Origin of the sequence: Streptacidiphilus sp. EB103A (assembly GCF_041261405.1) — a bacterium.
Classification (GTDB): Bacteria; Actinomycetota; Actinomycetes; order Streptomycetales; family Streptomycetaceae; genus Streptacidiphilus.
Genome location: NZ_JBGCAQ010000025.1, coordinates 1 through 16,529, shown reverse-complemented (window position 1 = coordinate 16,529; position 16,529 = coordinate 1). Strand labels below are relative to the sequence as shown.

14 protein-coding genes and 1 riboswitch are annotated in these 16,529 nt (G+C 71.1%); of the genes, 2 read left to right on the top strand and 12 right to left on the bottom strand.

Annotated elements, in window-relative coordinates; translation table 11 throughout:
* The first annotated feature begins 157 nt into the window (after positions 1-157).
* Positions 158-346 (top strand): DUF5999 family protein, encoded by a 189-nt coding sequence (locus ABH941_RS33765; RefSeq protein ID WP_370133459.1) that lies wholly within the window; start codon positions 158-160, stop codon positions 344-346.
* 91 nt (positions 347-437) lie between these two features.
* Here ABH941_RS33765 and gcvP read toward each other — a convergent pair whose 3' ends face one another.
* Positions 438-3,314, bottom strand: coding sequence for an aminomethyl-transferring glycine dehydrogenase (gcvP, locus tag ABH941_RS33760; protein WP_370133458.1), 2,877 nt, complete (start codon positions 3,312-3,314; stop codon positions 438-440).
* 157 nt (positions 3,315-3,471) lie between these two features.
* Positions 3,472-3,563: riboswitch (glycine riboswitch) on the bottom strand.
* Positions 3,564-3,722: 159 nt separating this feature from the next.
* On the opposite strand from gcvP, the gene ABH941_RS33755 reads away from it, so the two are divergent.
* The gene (locus tag ABH941_RS33755; protein WP_370133456.1) at positions 3,723-4,943 is read left to right on the top strand and encodes a PRC and DUF2382 domain-containing protein; all 1,221 of its coding nucleotides are present in this window, start codon (positions 3,723-3,725) and stop codon (positions 4,941-4,943) included.
* Between the two features lie 7 nt (positions 4,944-4,950).
* Here ABH941_RS33755 and ABH941_RS33750 read toward each other — a convergent pair whose 3' ends face one another.
* The 11 genes from ABH941_RS33750 to ABH941_RS33700 form a co-directional block, all read right to left on the bottom strand.
* Positions 4,951-6,426, bottom strand: a complete 1,476-nt coding sequence (locus tag ABH941_RS33750; RefSeq protein ID WP_370133455.1) for a DNA polymerase IV — start codon at positions 6,424-6,426, stop codon at positions 4,951-4,953.
* A gap of 187 nt (positions 6,427-6,613) precedes the next feature.
* Positions 6,614-7,291: a vancomycin high temperature exclusion protein gene (locus ABH941_RS33745; RefSeq protein ID WP_370133453.1), complete on the bottom strand. Its 678-nt coding sequence runs from the start codon at positions 7,289-7,291 to the stop codon at positions 6,614-6,616.
* A 59-nt stretch (positions 7,292-7,350) separates the two neighbouring features.
* Complete coding sequence (locus tag ABH941_RS33740; RefSeq protein ID WP_370133451.1) at positions 7,351-8,043, bottom strand: MerR family transcriptional regulator; 693 nt, start codon at positions 8,041-8,043, stop codon at positions 7,351-7,353.
* Between the two features lie 212 nt (positions 8,044-8,255).
* Positions 8,256-8,729 (bottom strand): bifunctional nuclease family protein, encoded by a 474-nt coding sequence (locus ABH941_RS33735; protein WP_030266489.1) that lies wholly within the window; start codon positions 8,727-8,729, stop codon positions 8,256-8,258.
* Positions 8,730-8,856: 127 nt separating this feature from the next.
* Entirely contained in the window at positions 8,857-9,615 is a 759-nt protein-coding gene (locus tag ABH941_RS33730; RefSeq protein ID WP_370133687.1) for a MerR family transcriptional regulator, read from the bottom strand.
* Between the two features lie 106 nt (positions 9,616-9,721).
* The gene (locus ABH941_RS33725; protein ID WP_370133450.1) at positions 9,722-10,249 is read right to left on the bottom strand and encodes an FHA domain-containing protein; all 528 of its coding nucleotides are present in this window, start codon (positions 10,247-10,249) and stop codon (positions 9,722-9,724) included.
* 394 nt (positions 10,250-10,643) lie between these two features.
* Positions 10,644-11,468, bottom strand: coding sequence for a DUF881 domain-containing protein (locus tag ABH941_RS33720; protein WP_370133448.1), 825 nt, complete (start codon positions 11,466-11,468; stop codon positions 10,644-10,646).
* A 70-nt stretch (positions 11,469-11,538) separates the two neighbouring features.
* Positions 11,539-11,871: a small basic family protein gene (locus tag ABH941_RS33715; RefSeq protein WP_134009260.1), complete on the bottom strand. Its 333-nt coding sequence runs from the start codon at positions 11,869-11,871 to the stop codon at positions 11,539-11,541.
* Positions 11,868-12,716 (bottom strand): DUF881 domain-containing protein, encoded by an 849-nt coding sequence (locus tag ABH941_RS33710; RefSeq protein WP_370133446.1) that lies wholly within the window; start codon positions 12,714-12,716, stop codon positions 11,868-11,870. Before ABH941_RS33710 ends, ABH941_RS33715 begins: the two co-directional genes overlap by 4 nt.
* 196 nt (positions 12,717-12,912) lie before the next feature.
* Complete coding sequence (locus tag ABH941_RS33705) at positions 12,913-15,411, bottom strand: sugar phosphate nucleotidyltransferase (RefSeq protein ID WP_370133445.1); 2,499 nt, start codon at positions 15,409-15,411, stop codon at positions 12,913-12,915.
* Between the two features lie 84 nt (positions 15,412-15,495).
* Positions 15,496-16,104: a CDP-alcohol phosphatidyltransferase family protein gene (locus ABH941_RS33700; protein ID WP_370133444.1), complete on the bottom strand. Its 609-nt coding sequence runs from the start codon at positions 16,102-16,104 to the stop codon at positions 15,496-15,498.
* Positions 16,105-16,529 lie beyond the last annotated feature (425 nt).

Below are 16,529 nucleotides of genomic sequence, written 5' to 3'. Positions count from 1 at the left end.
GGTGACGCATGTCACCAAATGGCTGCGAGACTGTCCTCGTCCGTCGACACTGGGAACCAGCGCGGGCGGCTTCAGCTTCTACCCGGGAAGCAGGCGGTTCACACCTCTTGAGGCGGACCGCGCGGTGACAAGCAACTGCGAATCGAGGGTACGAGCTATGTGCCAGCACCGTCCTGACTGCCCGTCGGCCGACTCCACCGACCGCGAGGCCGCCGTCGTCGTGGCCAGCTACCCCGAGCAGGGGTGGAGCCTGCTGTGCAACGGGGTCCTCCTCTTCGAGGACACCGGCGAGATCCTCCCTGATGGTCGGGTGATCGCCCCCCACCGCACTCTCGCCGCAGCATAGAACGCAGAAAGGGGCGCGGGGAGCTGTTCGCCAGCGGGTGCACCTCGGTGCACGGCTGGTCGCGCAGTTCCTCGCGCCCCTTAGGTCTGCTCTATCCCTCGTAGTCCTCAAGGGGCGGGCAGGAACAGACCAGATTGCGATCGCCGAACGCCCCGTCGATCCTCCGCACCGGCGGCCAGTACTTCTCCGCCGGGTTCAACCCGCCCGGGAAGACCGCCTCCTGACGGGTGTACGGGTGCTCCCACTCCCCCGCGGCCAGCACCGCGGCCGTGTGCGGGGCGTTGGCCAGCGGGTTGTCGCCGGCGGGCCACTCGCCCGCGCCGACCCTGTCGATCTCCCCGCGAATCGCGATCATCGCCTCGCAGAAGCGGTCGATCTCGTCCAGGTCCTCGCTCTCGGTGGGCTCGATCATCAGCGTCCCGGCCACCGGGAACGACATCGTCGGGGCGTGGAAGCCGTAGTCGATCAGTCGCTTGGCGACGTCGTCCACGCTCACGCCCGCGGCCTTGGCCAGCGGCCGCAGGTCGATGATGCACTCGTGGGCGACCAGCCCGGCCGGGCCGGTGTAGAGCACCGGGTAGTACGGCGCGAGCCGCTTGGCGATGTAGTTGGCGCTCAGCACCGCGACCTGGGTGGCCCGCTTCAGACCCTCGCCGCCCATCAGCCGGACGTACGACCAGGAGATCGGCAGGATCGCCGCCGAGCCCCAGGGTGCCGCCGAGATCGGTCCCACGCCGGTCTCCGGCCCCGCCGAGGGCTGCAGCGGGTGGTTCGGCAGGTACGGCGCCAGGTGCGAGCGCACCGCGACCGGGCCGACGCCGGGGCCGCCGCCGCCGTGCGGGATGCAGAAGGTCTTGTGCAGGTTCAGGTGCGAGACGTCGCCGCCGAACCGTCCCGGCTTGGCCAGGCCGACCATGGCGTTGAGGTTGGCGCCGTCGACGTACACCTGCCCGCCGGCGTCGTGCACGGCGGCGCAGATGTCGGTGATGTTCTCCTCGAACACGCCGTGGGTGGACGGGTAGGTGACCATCAGCACCGCGAGCCGGTCCCGGTGCTGCTCGATCTTGGCGTTCAGGTCCTCGATGTCCACGTCCCCGTCGACCAGGGTCTTCACGACCACCACCCGCATCCCGGCCATCACCGCGCTGGCGGCGTTGGTGCCGTGCGCGGAGGACGGGATCAGGCAGACGTCACGGCCGGTGTCGCCGTTGGCCCGGTGGTAGGCCCGGACCGCGAGCAGCCCGGCCAGTTCGCCCTGCGATCCGGCGTTGGGCTGCAGGCTGACCTTGTCGTAGCCGGTGAGCTCGGCGAGCCGGTCCTCCAGCTCGTGGATCAGCGTCAGGTATCCAGCGGCCTGCTGCTCGGGCGCGAAGGGGTGGACGTCGGCGAACTCCGGCCAGGTGATCGCCTCCATCTCGGTGGTGGCGTTGAGCTTCATGGTGCAGGAGCCCAGTGGGATCATGCCCCGGTCCAGCGCGTAGTCCTTGTCGGCGAGCTTGCGCAGGTAGCGCAGCATGCCGGTCTCGGAGCGGTGGCCGTGGAAGACCGGGTGGGTCAGGTAGTCGTCGGAGCGCAGCAGCGAATCCGGCAGCACGTCGCCCGCTGCCGTGTTCAACGCCTCCAGGTCACCCGCCGTCGCCGAGACGCCGAAGGCCCGCCAGACCGCGACCAGATCAGCGACCGTGGTGGTTTCATCGCAGCTGATGCCGACGGTGTCGGCGTCGACCTGGCGCACGTTGACTCCGGCCAGTCGGGCCGAGTCGACGACCTGGTCGGCCCGGCCGGGCACTCGGGCGGTGACGGTGTCGAAGAACGCGCCGTGCAGGATCTCCACCCCGCCCTGCCTCAGCCCCTGGGCCAGGGCCGCGGCGTAGCGGTGGGTGCGCAGCGCGATCTCTTTCAGCCCGTCCGGGCCGTGGTAGACCGCGTACATCGACGCCATCACGGCGAGCAGCACCTGCGCGGTGCAGATGTTGCTGGTGGCCTTCTCGCGGCGGATGTGCTGCTCGCGGGTCTGCAGCGCCAGCCGGTAGGCGCGGTTGCCGTCGGCGTCGACGGAGACGCCGACCAGGCGTCCGGGCAGGCTGCGGGCGTACTCGGCGCGCACCGACATGTAGCCCGCGTGCGGACCGCCGAAGCCCATCGGGACACCGAAGCGCTGGGTGGTGCCGATGGCGATGTCGGAGCCCGCCGAGCCGGGCGACGTGAGCAGGGTCAGCGCCAGCAGGTCGGCGGCGACGGCGACGACCGCGCCCAGCCCGTGGGCCTGCTCGATCACGGGCGCCAGGTCGCGCACGGCCCCGGAGGCGCCCGGGTACTGCAGCAGCACGCCGAAGACGCCGCGCTCGGCGATCTCCGCCGGGATGCCGGCGGAGAGGTCGGCGACCACGGTCTCGACACCGGTGGGCTCGCAGCGGGTCCGGATCACCGCGATCGTCTGCGGCAGGGTGTCCGCGTCGATGACGAAGACGCCGCCCTTGACCTTCCCGACCCGGCGGGCCAGCGCAACAGCCTCGGCGGCGGCGGTGCTCTCGTCCAGCAGCGAGGCGCCCGAGGTTGGCAGCCCGGTGAGGTCGGACACCACGGTCTGGAAGTTGATCAGTGCCTCCAGCCGGCCCTGGGAGATCTCCGGCTGGTAGGGGGTGTAGGCGGTGTACCAGGAGGGGTTCTCCAGGACGTTGCGCAGGATCACCGGCGGGGTGAAGGTGCCGTGGTAACCCAGGCCGATCATGGGGCGCAGCACCTGGTTGCGTCCGGCCAGCGCCCGCAGCTCGGCCAGCACCTCGGCCTCGGAGCGGGCGTCGGGCAGGTCCAGCGCCTCCAGGCTGCGGATCGCCGCGGGGACGGCGGCGACGGTGAGCTCGTCCAGGCTGCTGTAACCGACCTGGGCCAGCATCTTGGCCTGCGCGTCGGCGTCGGGACCGATATGGCGCTGCTCGAAGGGCCGCTCGTGGAAGGGGGACGTCATGGCGGGGGAGCCTCCTGGTCGGACCCGGTTGGCACGGTGGGCGTGCCGGGACGACCTCCCCCTCTGTCATGGAACCTGAGAGCTTCACCGGCCGGTGTCGGCCGGTTTTCACCGTCGGTGTGGACCCTCACGGACGGGCCCCGCTTTCCAGAGTGACCTCGCGCGCGCGGTACGGATGCCTGAGAGTTTCCGGGGAGGAGTTGCTCCTTCGGCGCCGCAGCGGTGCACGGTCTCTCCCGCGCGCACTCGACCGGTCGCCGTCAGAGTACCAGCGTGACCCCCGGGTGCATCGAATGGAGCAGTGACACACCCGCAATCGCCGTGGCCATTCGACAAATCGATCTTTATGCCTTTTCGTATGAGTTGACCGCATTGTGATCTTTTCCGCCGCGAGGAGTGGACGCGCCCGTGCAGACCGAGATCGACCCCAGGGACCTGATCGGCCACAAGGCCGTTGACCGCAACGGCGACAAGATCGGCACCGTGGACGAGGTGTACCTCGACGACGCGACGGGCAAGCCGGAGTGGGCCGCGGTCCGTACCGGGCTGTTCGGCCGGGACGCCTTCGTGCCGCTGGCCACCAGCGAGTTCGTCAGCGACGAACTGCGGATCCCCTACGACAAGTCCCAGGTGAAGGACTCCCCGGACTTCGGCGTGGGCCAGCACCTCTCGCCGGAGCAGGAGCTCCAGCTCTACCGCTACTACGGCTTGGAGGTCCCGAGCGGCGGCAACGGCTCGGGCAGCGGCAGCGCGAAGGACGCGGCCTCGTCCGCCGCCACCCCCGCCACTCCGGCCGCGCCCCCCACCGCTCCGGCCGCTCCGGTCGTACCGCCCGCCGGACCCGCCGCCACGCAGGCCATGCCGGTGGTGACCACCACCGCCGCCGCGGCCACCACGGCCACCACGACGGCGACCGGCTCCACCCCCACCGCCGGCACCAGCCGCACCGCCGCGTTCATGGCGCCGCCGCCGGCCCAGACCGCCTCCGTCCCGCCGACCACCGCGGCACGGACGTCAGCACCGGCCGAGCCGGCCCCGTCACTGACGAAGAGCGACCACACGGACCCGCTCACCGATCCGCTGCCGGGCACCGCGACGGCCGCGACGCAGGCCGCCCAGGCGGGGGTCCCCGAGCCGATCGAGTTCGTCTGCCGCGAGGAGCGGCTGGACATCTCCACGGAGTGGCGCGTCCTCGGCAAGGCCCGGCTGCGCAAGTACGTCACGGCCGAGCAGGTGGAGCGCCGGGTCCCGGTGATCCGCGAGCGGATCAGGGTCGAGCGGGTCCCGGTCGGCGCCGAGGAGCGCGCCCAGCTGACGGAGCAGGAGATCACCGAGAGCACCGAGGAGGTCACCCTCCACGAGCAGCGGGTCGTGGTCCGCAAGGCGGTCGTCCCGGTCGAGCGGATCCGGCTGGTGACCGAGCGGTTCACCGAGGAGGAGATCGTCCGGGACGAGCTGCACCGGGAGCACATCCAGGTGCAGGACAGCACCCGGCCGGCCGGCCCGACCCCGGTGCCGGGCACCGGCCAGCCCGCCGACCAGCTGTCATCGGGCCAGGCCCCGACCGCGGCTCCGTCCACGCCTCCGCCCGGCCGTCCGGATCTCCCGGGCCACGCCATCGGCGCCTGACACCCGCTCAGTCCCCGGCGATCTCCACGACATTCTCCCCGGTGAGGGCCGACCCGCGCACCAGTGGCAGCGGGTCGGCCCGCTCCAGTTCCGGGTCGTCGACCGCGAACGTGCGAACCGGCCCCCGCTCGCTCCAGGGCGTCTCGAAACGCACCGTCACCCGGCCCACCCCGCTGCCCTGGACCCAGCCGTGGCCGAGTTCGGCGTGCCGGACATCCTGACCCGGCATCCAGCGCCGCACGGTGAGCAGCGTGCCGACACCGCCACGTGAACCCGGGTGGAATACCCGGGGCCCGTCAGGTCCGCCGTAGGCGGCCTCCCCCTCGCCTGCCGCCTCCGAACCCGAGTCCTCGTCCGTGCTGTCCGCCGCCCCTGCGGCCTCCCGCTCCGCCTGGGCGAACAGGTCCTCCTGGGTGAAGTCGGCGAGCCCGGTCACTCCGACGCCCAACAGCCTTACTCCCCCGGTGAGTTCGACCGCCTCCAGCAACCGTCGGGCGATCGCGGAGATCACCAGCGGATCGTCGGTGGGCGCCGGCAGCGTCTCGGAGCGGGTCAGCGTGGTGAAGTCGAACCGCCGAACCTTGATCACCACGGTCCGCCCGGACCGCGCCGCCGCACGCAACCGCCGGACGCAGCGGTCGGCCAGCCGGTCCAGCTCCGCGCGGATCAGCTCCCGGTCGCCGAGGTCCACCTCGAAGGTGTCCTCCACCGACACCGACTTGGCGTCCCGCTCGGCCACCACCGCGCGCTCGTCCCGCCCCTGCGCCAGCGCGTACACGCCGGCCCCGTGCGCCCGGCCCAGCAGCCGCACCAGTTCGTCCTCGGGCGTGGCCGCGACCTGGGAGACCTGGATCAGCCCGAGCCTGCGCAGCGTCTCCGCCGTCGCCGGCCCGACCCCCGGCAGCGCCCGCACCGGCAGTGGGTCGAGCACCTCCCGCTCATGGCCCGGCTCGATCAGCACCAGTCCGTCCGGCTTGGCCTGCTCGGAGGCGATCTTCGCCAGGAACTTGGTGCCGGAGAGCCCGACCGAGGCGGTCAGGCCGACCGCCGCCAGGATGTCCGCGCGCAGGTCCTCCCCCAGCGCCCGGACCAGTTCCACGCCCTCGGCCACCGACCCCTCGCGCAGCAGCTCGCCGTAGGGACCGGCCTCCAGGTCGACGAAGGCCTCGTCCAGGCTCAGCGGCTCCACCAGCGGGGACAGCTCCCGCAGCAGGCCCATCACCAGATCGCTGACCTGGCGGTAGAGCTCGAACCTGGGGATGAGGTACGCGGCGTTGGGCGCCCGCCGCCGTGCCTGCGCCATCGGCATCGCCGAGTGCACCCCGAACACCCGCGCCTCGTAGGAGGCGGTGGCGACGACCCCCCGCCCCCCGAGGCCGCCGACCACCACCGGCTTCCCGCGCAGGCTCGGCTTGGACGCCTGCTCCACCGCCGCGAAGAAGGCGTCCATGTCGAGGTGCAGGATCGTCGGCACGGACCGCATGCTCCCATCGTCGCCGACAGCACTGACAACGCGGGGTTCCGTGGGCTCTTGGCTGCGGCGTGTGCCTGGTTGTTCGCGCAGTTCCCCGCGCCCCTGGTGGCTGCAACTGACCCACTGCGAGAAAGTGCAGCACCCCAGGGGCGCGGGGAACTGCGCGACAAGCCACCTGCGGTCCGCACCCGAAAACTCAGCGCCACCGAGCCAACGTGCTCACCTTCGGTCCGAGCAGCGAAGGGTCTGGCTGAAGCACCGCGTCCAGCACGGCCTCCCCCGCCGCGGGCAACTCGCGGAACCCGCCGTAGTACCAGGTAGCGTCCCGCCGCTCGTCCACCGCGATCCCGTAGGCGTCGATCCCCGCCGCACGGCACATCCCCAGCGCGCGGCGGATGTGGAAGCCCTGGGTGACCAGGAGGGCCCGGTCCACCCCGAAGATCCGGTGGGCCCGGCTGCAGGAGTCCCAGGTGTCGAAGCCCGCGTAGTCACGGACCACCCGGTCGGCCGGGACCCCGTGCTGCACCAGGTAGGTCCGCATCGCGTCGGGCTCGTCGTACTCGGTGCGCCCGTTGTCGCCGGTGACCAGCACCGCCCGCACCTTCCCGGCCCGGTAGAGGGCCAGCGCGGCGTCCAGCCGGTGGGCCAGGTAGGGCGAGGGCACGCCCTGGTCCAGCCCCGCCCCGAAGACCACCGCGACCGGCTCGGACGGCGCGTCGGCGACGGTACGCAGCCGCTGCCCCTCCTCGACGTAGAGCCAGGCCGACGGCAGCAGCGCCAGCAGCGCCGACGCCGCCACGACCCGGAAGGCCCAGCGCTGTCCGCGCCGGGTCCGCAGCACCCGCGCCAACGAGCGCAACCGTCCCCGTACCATCCGCCACCCCACAGCTCTCCGAGCCCCTCCCCAGGGCTCTGATCACTGCGGACGCGTGGTCAGCCCGCGCGGTTGCGGCGTCGTGCCAGCTCGTCGCCGGGGTCGAAGCCGACCAGCGTCTCTCCGGTGTCGGCGCGTTCGCCGTGCAGCCGGCCCAGCGAGCCCTCCAGCTCGCGCCAGACCGCGCCCAGGGCGATGCCGAAGACGCCCTGGCCGCCCTGGAGCAGCTCCACCAGCTGGTTCGGCGAGGTGCACTGGTAGACCGAGGCCCCGTCGCTCATCAGCGTGATCCCGGACAGGTCGGCGATCCCGCAGGTCCGCAGGTGCTCCACCGCGGCGCGGATGCTCTGCAGCGAGACCCCGGCGTCCAGCAGCCGCTTGACCACCTTGAGCAGCAGCACGTCCCGGAACCCGTAGAGCCGCTGGGTGCCCGACCCCTGCGCGGCCCGGACGCTGGGCTCGACCAGCCCGGTCCTGGCCCAGTAGTCCAACTGGCGGTAGGTGATGCCGGCCGCCGCGCAGGCGGTGGGGCCGCGGTAGCCGACCAGTTCGGAGAACGGATCCGTCGCTTCCGCGGGTCCGTCCGCCGCGTGGCCCGGACCGTCGGGCCCGGCACCGCCCTGCTGCGGGACGACGGCCGGAAGGGCCTCCCATCCGCTTCGCGCCGCCCGCATCGACCGCTGCAGGGCATGCCGCGTCGGATGGAGGGGGCAGGAACCACCTGCGGCCGTGCCGTCGCCGGTGCTGCTCACACGGCCCTCCGTTCCACTTGTCCTCCGGATCCGCCGCTCAGGGGCAAGGTGGTGCACCCCGGACGTCCACAACCGACGGTAGGCAGTTGGCCGACGTGCGTCAACGATCGCCACGCTGGGCACGGCGGGTGATGTCGCCCCGATGAGTGGTTTGGCGTGTCCTGGCCGGGGGTAGGGGGGTTCCCTTGCCCACCGGCGGCACCGGCGCGGCGCTACTGACTGCTGCTGCCGAAGTCCTCCGGCGAGATCTGGTCCAGGAACTCCCGGAACCGTTCGACCTCGTCCTCCTGCTCGTCCGGAATGGCGATCCCCGCCTCGTCCAGCACGCCGTCGCTGCCGTAGATCGGTGCGCCGGTGCGCAGCGCCAGCGCTATGGCGTCCGAGGGACGCGCGCTGACCTCCACGCCGCTCGCGAAGACCAGTTCGGCGTAGAAGACCCCCTCGCGGAGGTCGGTGATCCGCACCTCGGTGAGCTGCTGGCCGACGGCCTCCAGCACATTGCGGAAGAGGTCGTGCGTGAGCGGGCGCACCGGGGTCATCCCCTGCTGCGCGAAGGCGATGGCCGTGGCCTCCCCCGGTCCGATCCAGATGGGGAGGTACCGGTCGCCCCCGACCTCGCGCAGCAGCACGATCGGCTGGTTCGACGGCATCTCCACCCTGACACCCACGACGTCTAGCTCGTTCACACTCGCAACCCTAGGGCGCACCGCCCCGATACTCCAGTTCTGATTGGTTTCGGAGGGGTGCTCGGAGCCCGCTCAGGGCCCACTCGGGGCCCGCCCGGAGCCCGCCCGGAGCCCGCCCGGAGCCCGCTCAGGCTCCGGGGCGGGCCCGCAGTCCGGCCTGGACCAGGGCGGCGTGCAGCCGCACCGACAGGGTCGCGAGCTCGCGGGCCAGTGCGGCGGCATGGGCCCGGGTCTGCGGGTTCCGGTGCCTGCGCAGCGGCGCGACCACCTGTTCGACCAGCCCGACCTCCCGGTCGGCCGCCGCCTTGACGGCGCGCAGGTGCCGCGGCTCCAGGCCGAACCGGCCCAGCTCCGCCACCAACCGGGCGACCTGCAGCATCTCGGGGTCGTAGCCGCCCTCGGGGGTCGCCACCACCAGTCCGTACGACTCCCAGTCGGCCAGCTGCTGCTCGGCGACGCCGGCCGCCGCCAGCAGCTCCGCCCGCCCCAGCCGGGGGCCGGGGACGAACACCTCCGGCTGGGGCGACGGCTCGATCGCGTACTGCTGCTCAGCGCCGGGCAGCGCCGGCGGCTCCTCGCCCGCGTCCAGGGCGTCAAGGTGCTCCCTGATCACCCGCAGCGGCAGGTAGTGGTCCCGCTGCATCCGCAGCACCTGCGCGAGCCTGCTGACGTCGGCACGGCTGAACTTGCGGTAGCCCGAGGGCGTCCGCTGCGGCTCGACCAGGCGCTCCGCCTCCAGGAAGCGGATCTTGGAGATGGTCACCTCGGGGAACTCGTCACGCAGCACCCCGAGCACCGCGCCGATGCTCAGCAACTGCCTGCCGGCCTCGGCCGTGCCGAGGTCGACTGCGCCGACGTGGGCCGTGCCGGTCTGAGACGTACCGATCTGGGACGTACCGATCTGGGACGTGCCGTTGTCGCCCTGCACAGGATCGCTCCTCCGTTGTGCGCCGAGCCCGGCCGCAGTCGGTCCCGGCGGAACATCCCCCTGCTCAGAACCCCCGGCGGCTCTCGAAGAAGACCACCCGGTACTTGCCGATCTGGACCTCGTCACCCGTGCTCAGCGGCACCTCGTCGATGCGCTCGCGGTTGACGTAGGTGCCGTTCAGGCTGCCGACGTCGGCCACGCTGAAACCGGTGGGCGTGCGGCGGAACTCGACATGGCGCCTGGACACGGTGATGTCGTCCAGGAAGATGTCGCTCTCCGGATGCCGGCCCGCCGTCGTCAGCTCGGTGTCCAGCAGGAACCGGCTGCCCGAGTTGGGCCCGCGACGGACCACCAGCAGCGCCGAGCCCGGTGGCAGCGCGTCCACGGCGGCCTGCGCCTCGGGCGAGATCACCGGTGTGGCCTGCGTGGACGTCACCTCGGGGTCATAGGCTTCCAGGCCCGAGATCGAGATGGTGGACGTCTGCTCGGACAGTCCCTCCGCCTGACCCCGGGCTCGCAGTGGGGCGCCGCAGTTGGAACAGAACCGGCTGGCCTCGGGGTTGCTGTTGCCACACCGGGTGCACACCGTCATCCCTGCGGCCTCCTGTCGCGGATCGCCTGTCTGAGCCTGCGCATACGGATCGGTACCAAACCCTCCAGCTGAGGTTGAGGGTACCGCTCCCGGTGCTATGCCCGCCCCACCGCCGAAACCGGCGTGTCGCTGGTCCTCCCGGTACATCGGGCGCTCCTGGACCGGCGCCAGCGAGTCGCCCTCGTCGGGGCCGCGCATGCCCGGCACCGCCCGGTGGCGTGCGGTGGGCGCCTCGACCGCGCCCTGAGGGGACTTACGACCGAACAGCTTCGAGAACAGACTCACGGACGATTCCCCTTGCGTGACACGAGCCTGCCCGAGGGGCAGGGTGAAGCCATCATGGACGATAGTTGAGAACTGCTGTCGACAGGGCCGTGGGCGACCCGCCGGAACCTCATGGCTGCGCCGAGTGAGCGTAGCCAGGGGTGCTCAACGGGATCAAGGCCGTCACCGACAGCGACTTCTGCTCGGAGACGGTGGCTTTTGCCCCCTGCAGCTTGTCGACGGACTGGATCACACCACCGGGGATCCCCAGCGCGACGTCGAGGTCGTGCGAGTTCCCGATGACGGTGAAGCGGTAGGGCTGGGTGACCTTGGTACCGCCGGTCACGACGGTGCCAGGATCGGCGTCGGAGAACCAGGTGCCGGCGACCACGCGTACATCGTTGATCTGCACCGCCTCCGCCCCCGCTGCGCGCAGCTCCTCCAAAGTGTTGAGCAGCATATCTGCTTGCACCTTGCCGCCGGGGTCGTTGACGGTGAGGACGATACCCGGCCCGGTCGCCGCGACCGTGCCCGCGAGCACGCCCAGCTGCTGCTCCTTGGTGCGGGTCTGCTTCTGCGCCTCGGCGGCCTGCTGCGAGCTGTTCTGCAGCGTGGCCAGCGACTCCTGCAGCTGCTGGCGGTCGTCCTGGAGCCGCTGCTGCTTGGCGTCCACCTCGTCCAGCACCCGCACCAGGTCCTCCTGGCGGGCGCCGCGCAGCTGCGACTCGGTATTGGTGGAGCGCACCTGGATGGCCAGGCCCAGCCCCAGCGAGAACAGCAGCAGGGCGACCACGACCTGGGCCCGGGACAGTCGCGGCGGCCACAGCGCGGCAGCGAGCCGCTGACGCCCGGTCAACCGCTCGGAATCGTCGCCCGGCCCCTCCGCCTGCTGATCCCGGGCAGGCGGCAGCGGCGTTGGGGGCTGCTCCCCCGACGCTTCCTCGTGCTGGCCCACCTGTCACTCCCGCCGCTTCCGACCTGCGCCGATCATCCTGCCATCCGTCCTACCCGGCCGTAGCACCGGGCTAAGCCCGGAACACATGCCGTCTGATCGCCGCGGCATTGGAGAAGATCCGGATGCCGAGCACCACCACCACGCCGGTGGACAGCTGGGACCCCACCCCGAGCTGGTCGCCCAGGAACACGATCAGTGCCGCGACCACCACGTTCGACAGGAAGGACACCACGAAGACCTTGTCGTCGAAAATGCCGTCCAGCATGGCCCTGATCCCACCGAAGACGGCGTCCAGCGCGGCCACGATGGCGATGGGCAGGTACGGCACCAGCCCCGTCGGGATGCCCGGCTGGACCACCAGCCCGACGACGACCCCGATGACGAGGCCCAGTACGGCGATCACGGTGTTGCTCCTCCCCTGCCGGACGGGGTCGCGTACTGCAGGCCGCTCCTGGCCGCCGCAGGCAGATCCACCCGGTCCTCACTGCTGATGCTGAATCTGATGGCGTAGTCCGCCTTGAGCTGGTCCAGGTAGACGCCGCCGTCGACGTTCTGCCGGAATCCGTCCGCCAGCCCCGCGCCCCCGACCGCGTCCAGTTGATAGGGGAGGGCCAAGGGGTGGTTGTCGACCAGTATCGCGTCGCCGGCCGCCCGGATCGCCGAGAGGGCGGTGAGCCGCTGGCCGTTGATGGCGATGCCCTCCGCGCCGGACTGCCAGAGCGCGTTGACCACCAACTGGACGTCCCGGTCACGGACCCGCCCGGTGTCGCTGAACCCGGCCGCCGTACGCGGATTGCTCCCGCCGTCGGTGCCGGCCGAGACCGCGTCGTCCATGACCACCCGGATACCGGGACCGTAGGCCGCGCCCGCGCCGGAGACCAGTTGCAACAGCTGCAGCCGCGCGGTGTCCTCGGCGGCGGTGCCGTTCGACTTCGCCTGCTGCTGGAGCTGCTTCTGCCGGGCCCGGTCCCGGTCGATCTCCTGCTGCACCTGATCGGCGTTGGCCTGAGCCGTGACCACCCGCGCGATCAGTTCCTGCCGCTCCTTGGCGGCCACCGGCGCCGAGGCCCTGACCTGCACCGCCCCCACCGTCAGCACCAGCGCCGCGAGCAGCAGCCCGCCGCCGAGGGCGAGCTTGCCGCGCAGCGTCCCGGGCATCCGGCTGGTGCCGTAGCGGCCCCGGCGGCGGGCCGCATCCGCGTAGCCGTCGTCGAGGGCGTGCTCCATGACATTGGTGAGCAGGGACATGGACGCGTCGGGGCGCGCACTCCAGTTTCCCGTGGAATACGCAGCCCGTTCACCATCCGCCCCTGTCGTCGACATGGGCCACATCGTCGCACGTCGCGTCGGAGTCACCGACACAACTCGCGCCGCGCCCGGCCAACCCGGCACACGATCGTGACAATCACGCGAGGGGTCGGGCGACCGGTGCCGCGGCGTCCGCTCAGTCGCGGTCGGTGGCTTCGACCACCGCGCTCCACTCGTCCAGCAGCGCCTGGGTGGAGACGTCGTCCGGACCCTCCGCCCACAGGTGGGTGACCGCCTCGGCCGGATCGGGCACGACCATGGTCCAGCGGCCGTCGGTCTCCACCACCCGGACCCCGTCCGTGGTGTCGACATGCCGGTCCCCGGCCGCCTCCACCACCGAGCGCATCACCATGCCCTTGGCGGACCACGGCGTCGCCAGGTCGCGGCGGTGCACATGCGCCTTGGGGATCCGGGCGTCGATCTGGCTCAGCGTCAGCTGTGTCCGGGCGACCAGCCCGACCAGCCGGACGAAGGCTGCGGCGCCGTCGAAGATCCCGCTGAACTCGGGGATGACGAAGCGGCCGCGGCCGTCGCCGCCGAAGATCGTGCCCTCCGCGGAGGAAGCGCTGGTCAGCGCGTCCGGCGAGGTGGTCGTCCACTGCACCTGGGTGCCGTGGTAGGCGGCGACCTGCTCGGCGATCCTGGTGGTGGTCACCGGCAGCGCCACCTTGCCGCTCCGGCCCTCGGCCGCCACCAGGTCCAGGAACACCAGCAGCGCCCGGTCGTCCTCGATCAGGTGCCCGCGCTCGTCCACGAAGGACACCCGCTCGCCCACCGGGTCGAACCGCACCCCGAAGGCCGCCTTGGACGAGGCCACCAGCTCCCCGAGCCGCACCAGCCCGGCCCGCCTCTCCTCGGCCGTCTCGGTCGGCCTGGCCTCGTTCATGCCCTGGTTGACGGTCAGCGCCTCGATGCCGAGCCGGCCCAGGATGCTGGGCAGGACCAGGCCCGCGCTGCCGTGCGCGGCGTCGATGACCACCTTCAGCCCGGCCTCCGGCACCCCGCTGGTGTCCACGGCCCGCAGCAGCGTTCCCGCGTAGGAGTCGAAGACGCTGGCGGGGAAGGTCAGGTCGCCGATCTCACCGGGGAACGCCCGGCGGTACTCCTGCCGGGCGTAGACCCGGTCGAGCTTGCGCTGGCCGGCCTGGGAGAGGTCCGCACCGCGTTCGTCGAAGAAGAGGATGTCCAGCGAGTCCGGCACCCCGGGCGTGGTCCGCAGCATGATGCCGCCGGCACTGCCTCGGGCCGTCTGCTGCCGGGCCACCGGCATCGGCACGTTCTCCAGGTCGCGCACATCGATGGCACTGGCCTGCAGCGCCGAGATCATGGCGCGCTTGAGCGCACGGGCACCACGGGAGTGGTCACGCGCGATGGTGACCATCGCGCCCTTCTTGAGGGTGGTGGCATAGGCGCCGGCGAGCCGGACCGCCAGTTCCGGCGTGATCTCGACATTGATGATCCCGGAGACGCCGCGCACCCCGAACAGGTGCTCCTGGCCGCGGGACTCCCAGATCACCGAGGTGTTGACGACCGCGCCGGCCTCGATGGTCTTGAACGGGTACACGCGGACATTGCCCGCGATGATCGACTCCTCCTCGATCAGGCACTCGTCCCCGATCACCGCCCCGTCGTCGATCCGGGCCGCACGCATCACATCGGTGTTCTTGCCGATGACGCAGCCACGCAGATTGGTCTGCGGCCCGATGTAGACGTTGTCGTGCACGATCGCCCGGTGCAGGAACGCTCCGCGCTTCACCACGACATTGCTGCCGAGCACGGTGTTCTCCCGCAGCTCGACCCCGCCCTCGACCTTGGCGTAGTCGCCGATGTAGAGCGGCCCGCGCAGCACCGCGTCGGGATCCACCTCGGCGCCCTCGGCCACCCAGACCCCGGGGGAGATCTCAAAACCGTCGATGTCGACGTCGACCTTGCCCTCGAGCACGTCGGCCTGGGCCTTCATATAACTGTCGTGGGTGCCGACGTCCTCCCAGTAGCCCTCGGCGACGAAGCCGTAGATCGGCTTGCCCTCCTTGAGCAGCTGCGGGAAGACGTCCCCGGACCAGTCGACGGAGGTGTCCGCGGCCACGTAGTCGAAGACCTCGGGCTCCATGACGTAGATGCCGGTGTTCACCGTGTCCGAGAACACCTGGCCCCAGGTCGGCTTCTCCAGGAAGCGCTCGACCCGGCCCTCGTCGTCGACGATGGTGATGCCGAACTCCAGCGGGTTGGGGACCCGGGTCAGGCAGACGGTGACCAGCGCGCCCTTCGAGCGGTGGAACTCCATCAGCTCGGTCAGGTCGAAGTCGGTGAGCGCGTCACCCGAGATCACCAGGAAGGAATCGTCCTTGAGCGCGTCCTCCGCGTTCTTGACGCTTCCCGCGGTCCCGAGCGGGGTCTCCTCGTTCGCATAGGTAAGAGTCATACCGAGCTCTTCGCCGTCCCCGAAATAGTTCCGGACGAGCGAAGCAAGGAATTGCACAGTCACAACGGTCTCGGTCAGCCCGTGTCGCTTCAGCAGACGGAGCACATGCTCCATGATCGGTCGGTTCACGACCGGAAGCAGGGGCTTGGGCATGCTCGAGGTCATAGGGCGGAGGCGCGTGCCCTCGCCTCCGGCCATCACAACGGCCTTCATGTCGGGTGGTTCCTCCTTGTGGCCTAGGCGGAGCTGTCATCCGACGGCCGACCCCGGCGCGGGCGCCCAAGGGCCACCCGGCGGTCAGTCGACCGCGGTGCCCGTCCGTACCAGACGACGGGTCTGAACCGCGTACAGGATCCCTGCCCACCAATACAGCGTCGTACCCCACCAGACGAACGCCCATCCGATGATGAATGCCACACTCCCGAGCCAGTCACTCCTCTCAGTGAGCAGAAGCAACGGGAATGCGTACATCAGATTGAACGTAGCCGCCTTCCCCAGGAAATTCACCCCGGGCGGTCCGTACCCGTGCCGCCTCAGCACCGGCAGCAGCGAGGCGATGAACACCTCCCGACCGAGCAGGAGCGCCGTCAGCCACCAAGGCATGATGCCCCGCCAGGTCAGCCCGACGATCGTCGACAGCACGAACAACCGGTCCGCGAGCGGATCGAGCAGTTGACCCAGACGGCTGATCTGCCCCCACCGCCGAGCGAGCTTCCCGTCCAGGTAGTCGCTCACCCCGCTCGCCATCAGGATCAGAATCGCCCACCCGTCGTTGTGCGGCCCCCCGAACTTCGGCCAGAGCACCAACCACAGAAACACCGGCACACCGACGAGCCGCGCCATACTCAGCACGTTGGGGATGGTGAACACGCGGTCGGTCTGGACTCGCGTCTCCTGAACCTCCACCCGGGAGCCTCCTGGGACGAACGGACGATGTACGGGGACGGGAACGGCGTACGGGACGGGGACGGGGACTGGGACTGGGACTGGTACGGCTGTACAGGGACTTTACCTTCCCATGGAGCGGGGGTGGGCAGGGCGGGCGGTGGGTGGGGGAGGCGAGGCGTCGCTGCGGGCCGGCGGCAGCTGTAGGTGGCTTACTTACATGGCGCCACCGATGCCGGATGACACGCCCGTGGCTTGTTGCTGCTGCTCGCTCCGCTCGCGGGCCAACAGCAGCGGGGGAGCCAGGTCCGGGCCGGGCGCCGTTCCCGGGTACGCGTTGTGGGTGGGGCTTGCAGAAACGTTCCTGCCGGGGCCGGGGGTGGTTTTGGGGTCACTGCCCATACGTTCGGGTCACTGGTCCGACGGATTCTGCCCGCTATGTCCGG

What these genes read in the sequence shown, in the direction of transcription:
- gcvP (WP_370133458.1), bottom strand. Translation starts at nt 3,314, where the DNA reads ATGACGTCCCCCTTCCACGAGCGGCCCTTCGAGCAGCGCCATATCGGT.
- ABH941_RS33765 (WP_370133459.1), top strand. Translation starts at nt 158, where the DNA reads ATGTGCCAGCACCGTCCTGACTGCCCGTCGGCCGACTCCACCGACCGC.
- ABH941_RS33705 (WP_370133445.1), bottom strand. Translation starts at nt 15,411, where the DNA reads ATGAAGGCCGTTGTGATGGCCGGAGGCGAGGGCACGCGCCTCCGCCCT.
- ABH941_RS33745 (WP_370133453.1), bottom strand. Translation starts at nt 7,291, where the DNA reads ATGGTACGGGGACGGTTGCGCTCGTTGGCGCGGGTGCTGCGGACCCGG.
- ABH941_RS33710 (WP_370133446.1), bottom strand. Translation starts at nt 12,716, where the DNA reads ATGTCCCTGCTCACCAATGTCATGGAGCACGCCCTCGACGACGGCTAC.
- ABH941_RS33725 (WP_370133450.1), bottom strand. Translation starts at nt 10,249, where the DNA reads ATGACGGTGTGCACCCGGTGTGGCAACAGCAACCCCGAGGCCAGCCGG.
- ABH941_RS33750 (WP_370133455.1), bottom strand. Translation starts at nt 6,426, where the DNA reads ATGCGGTCCGTGCCGACGATCCTGCACCTCGACATGGACGCCTTCTTC.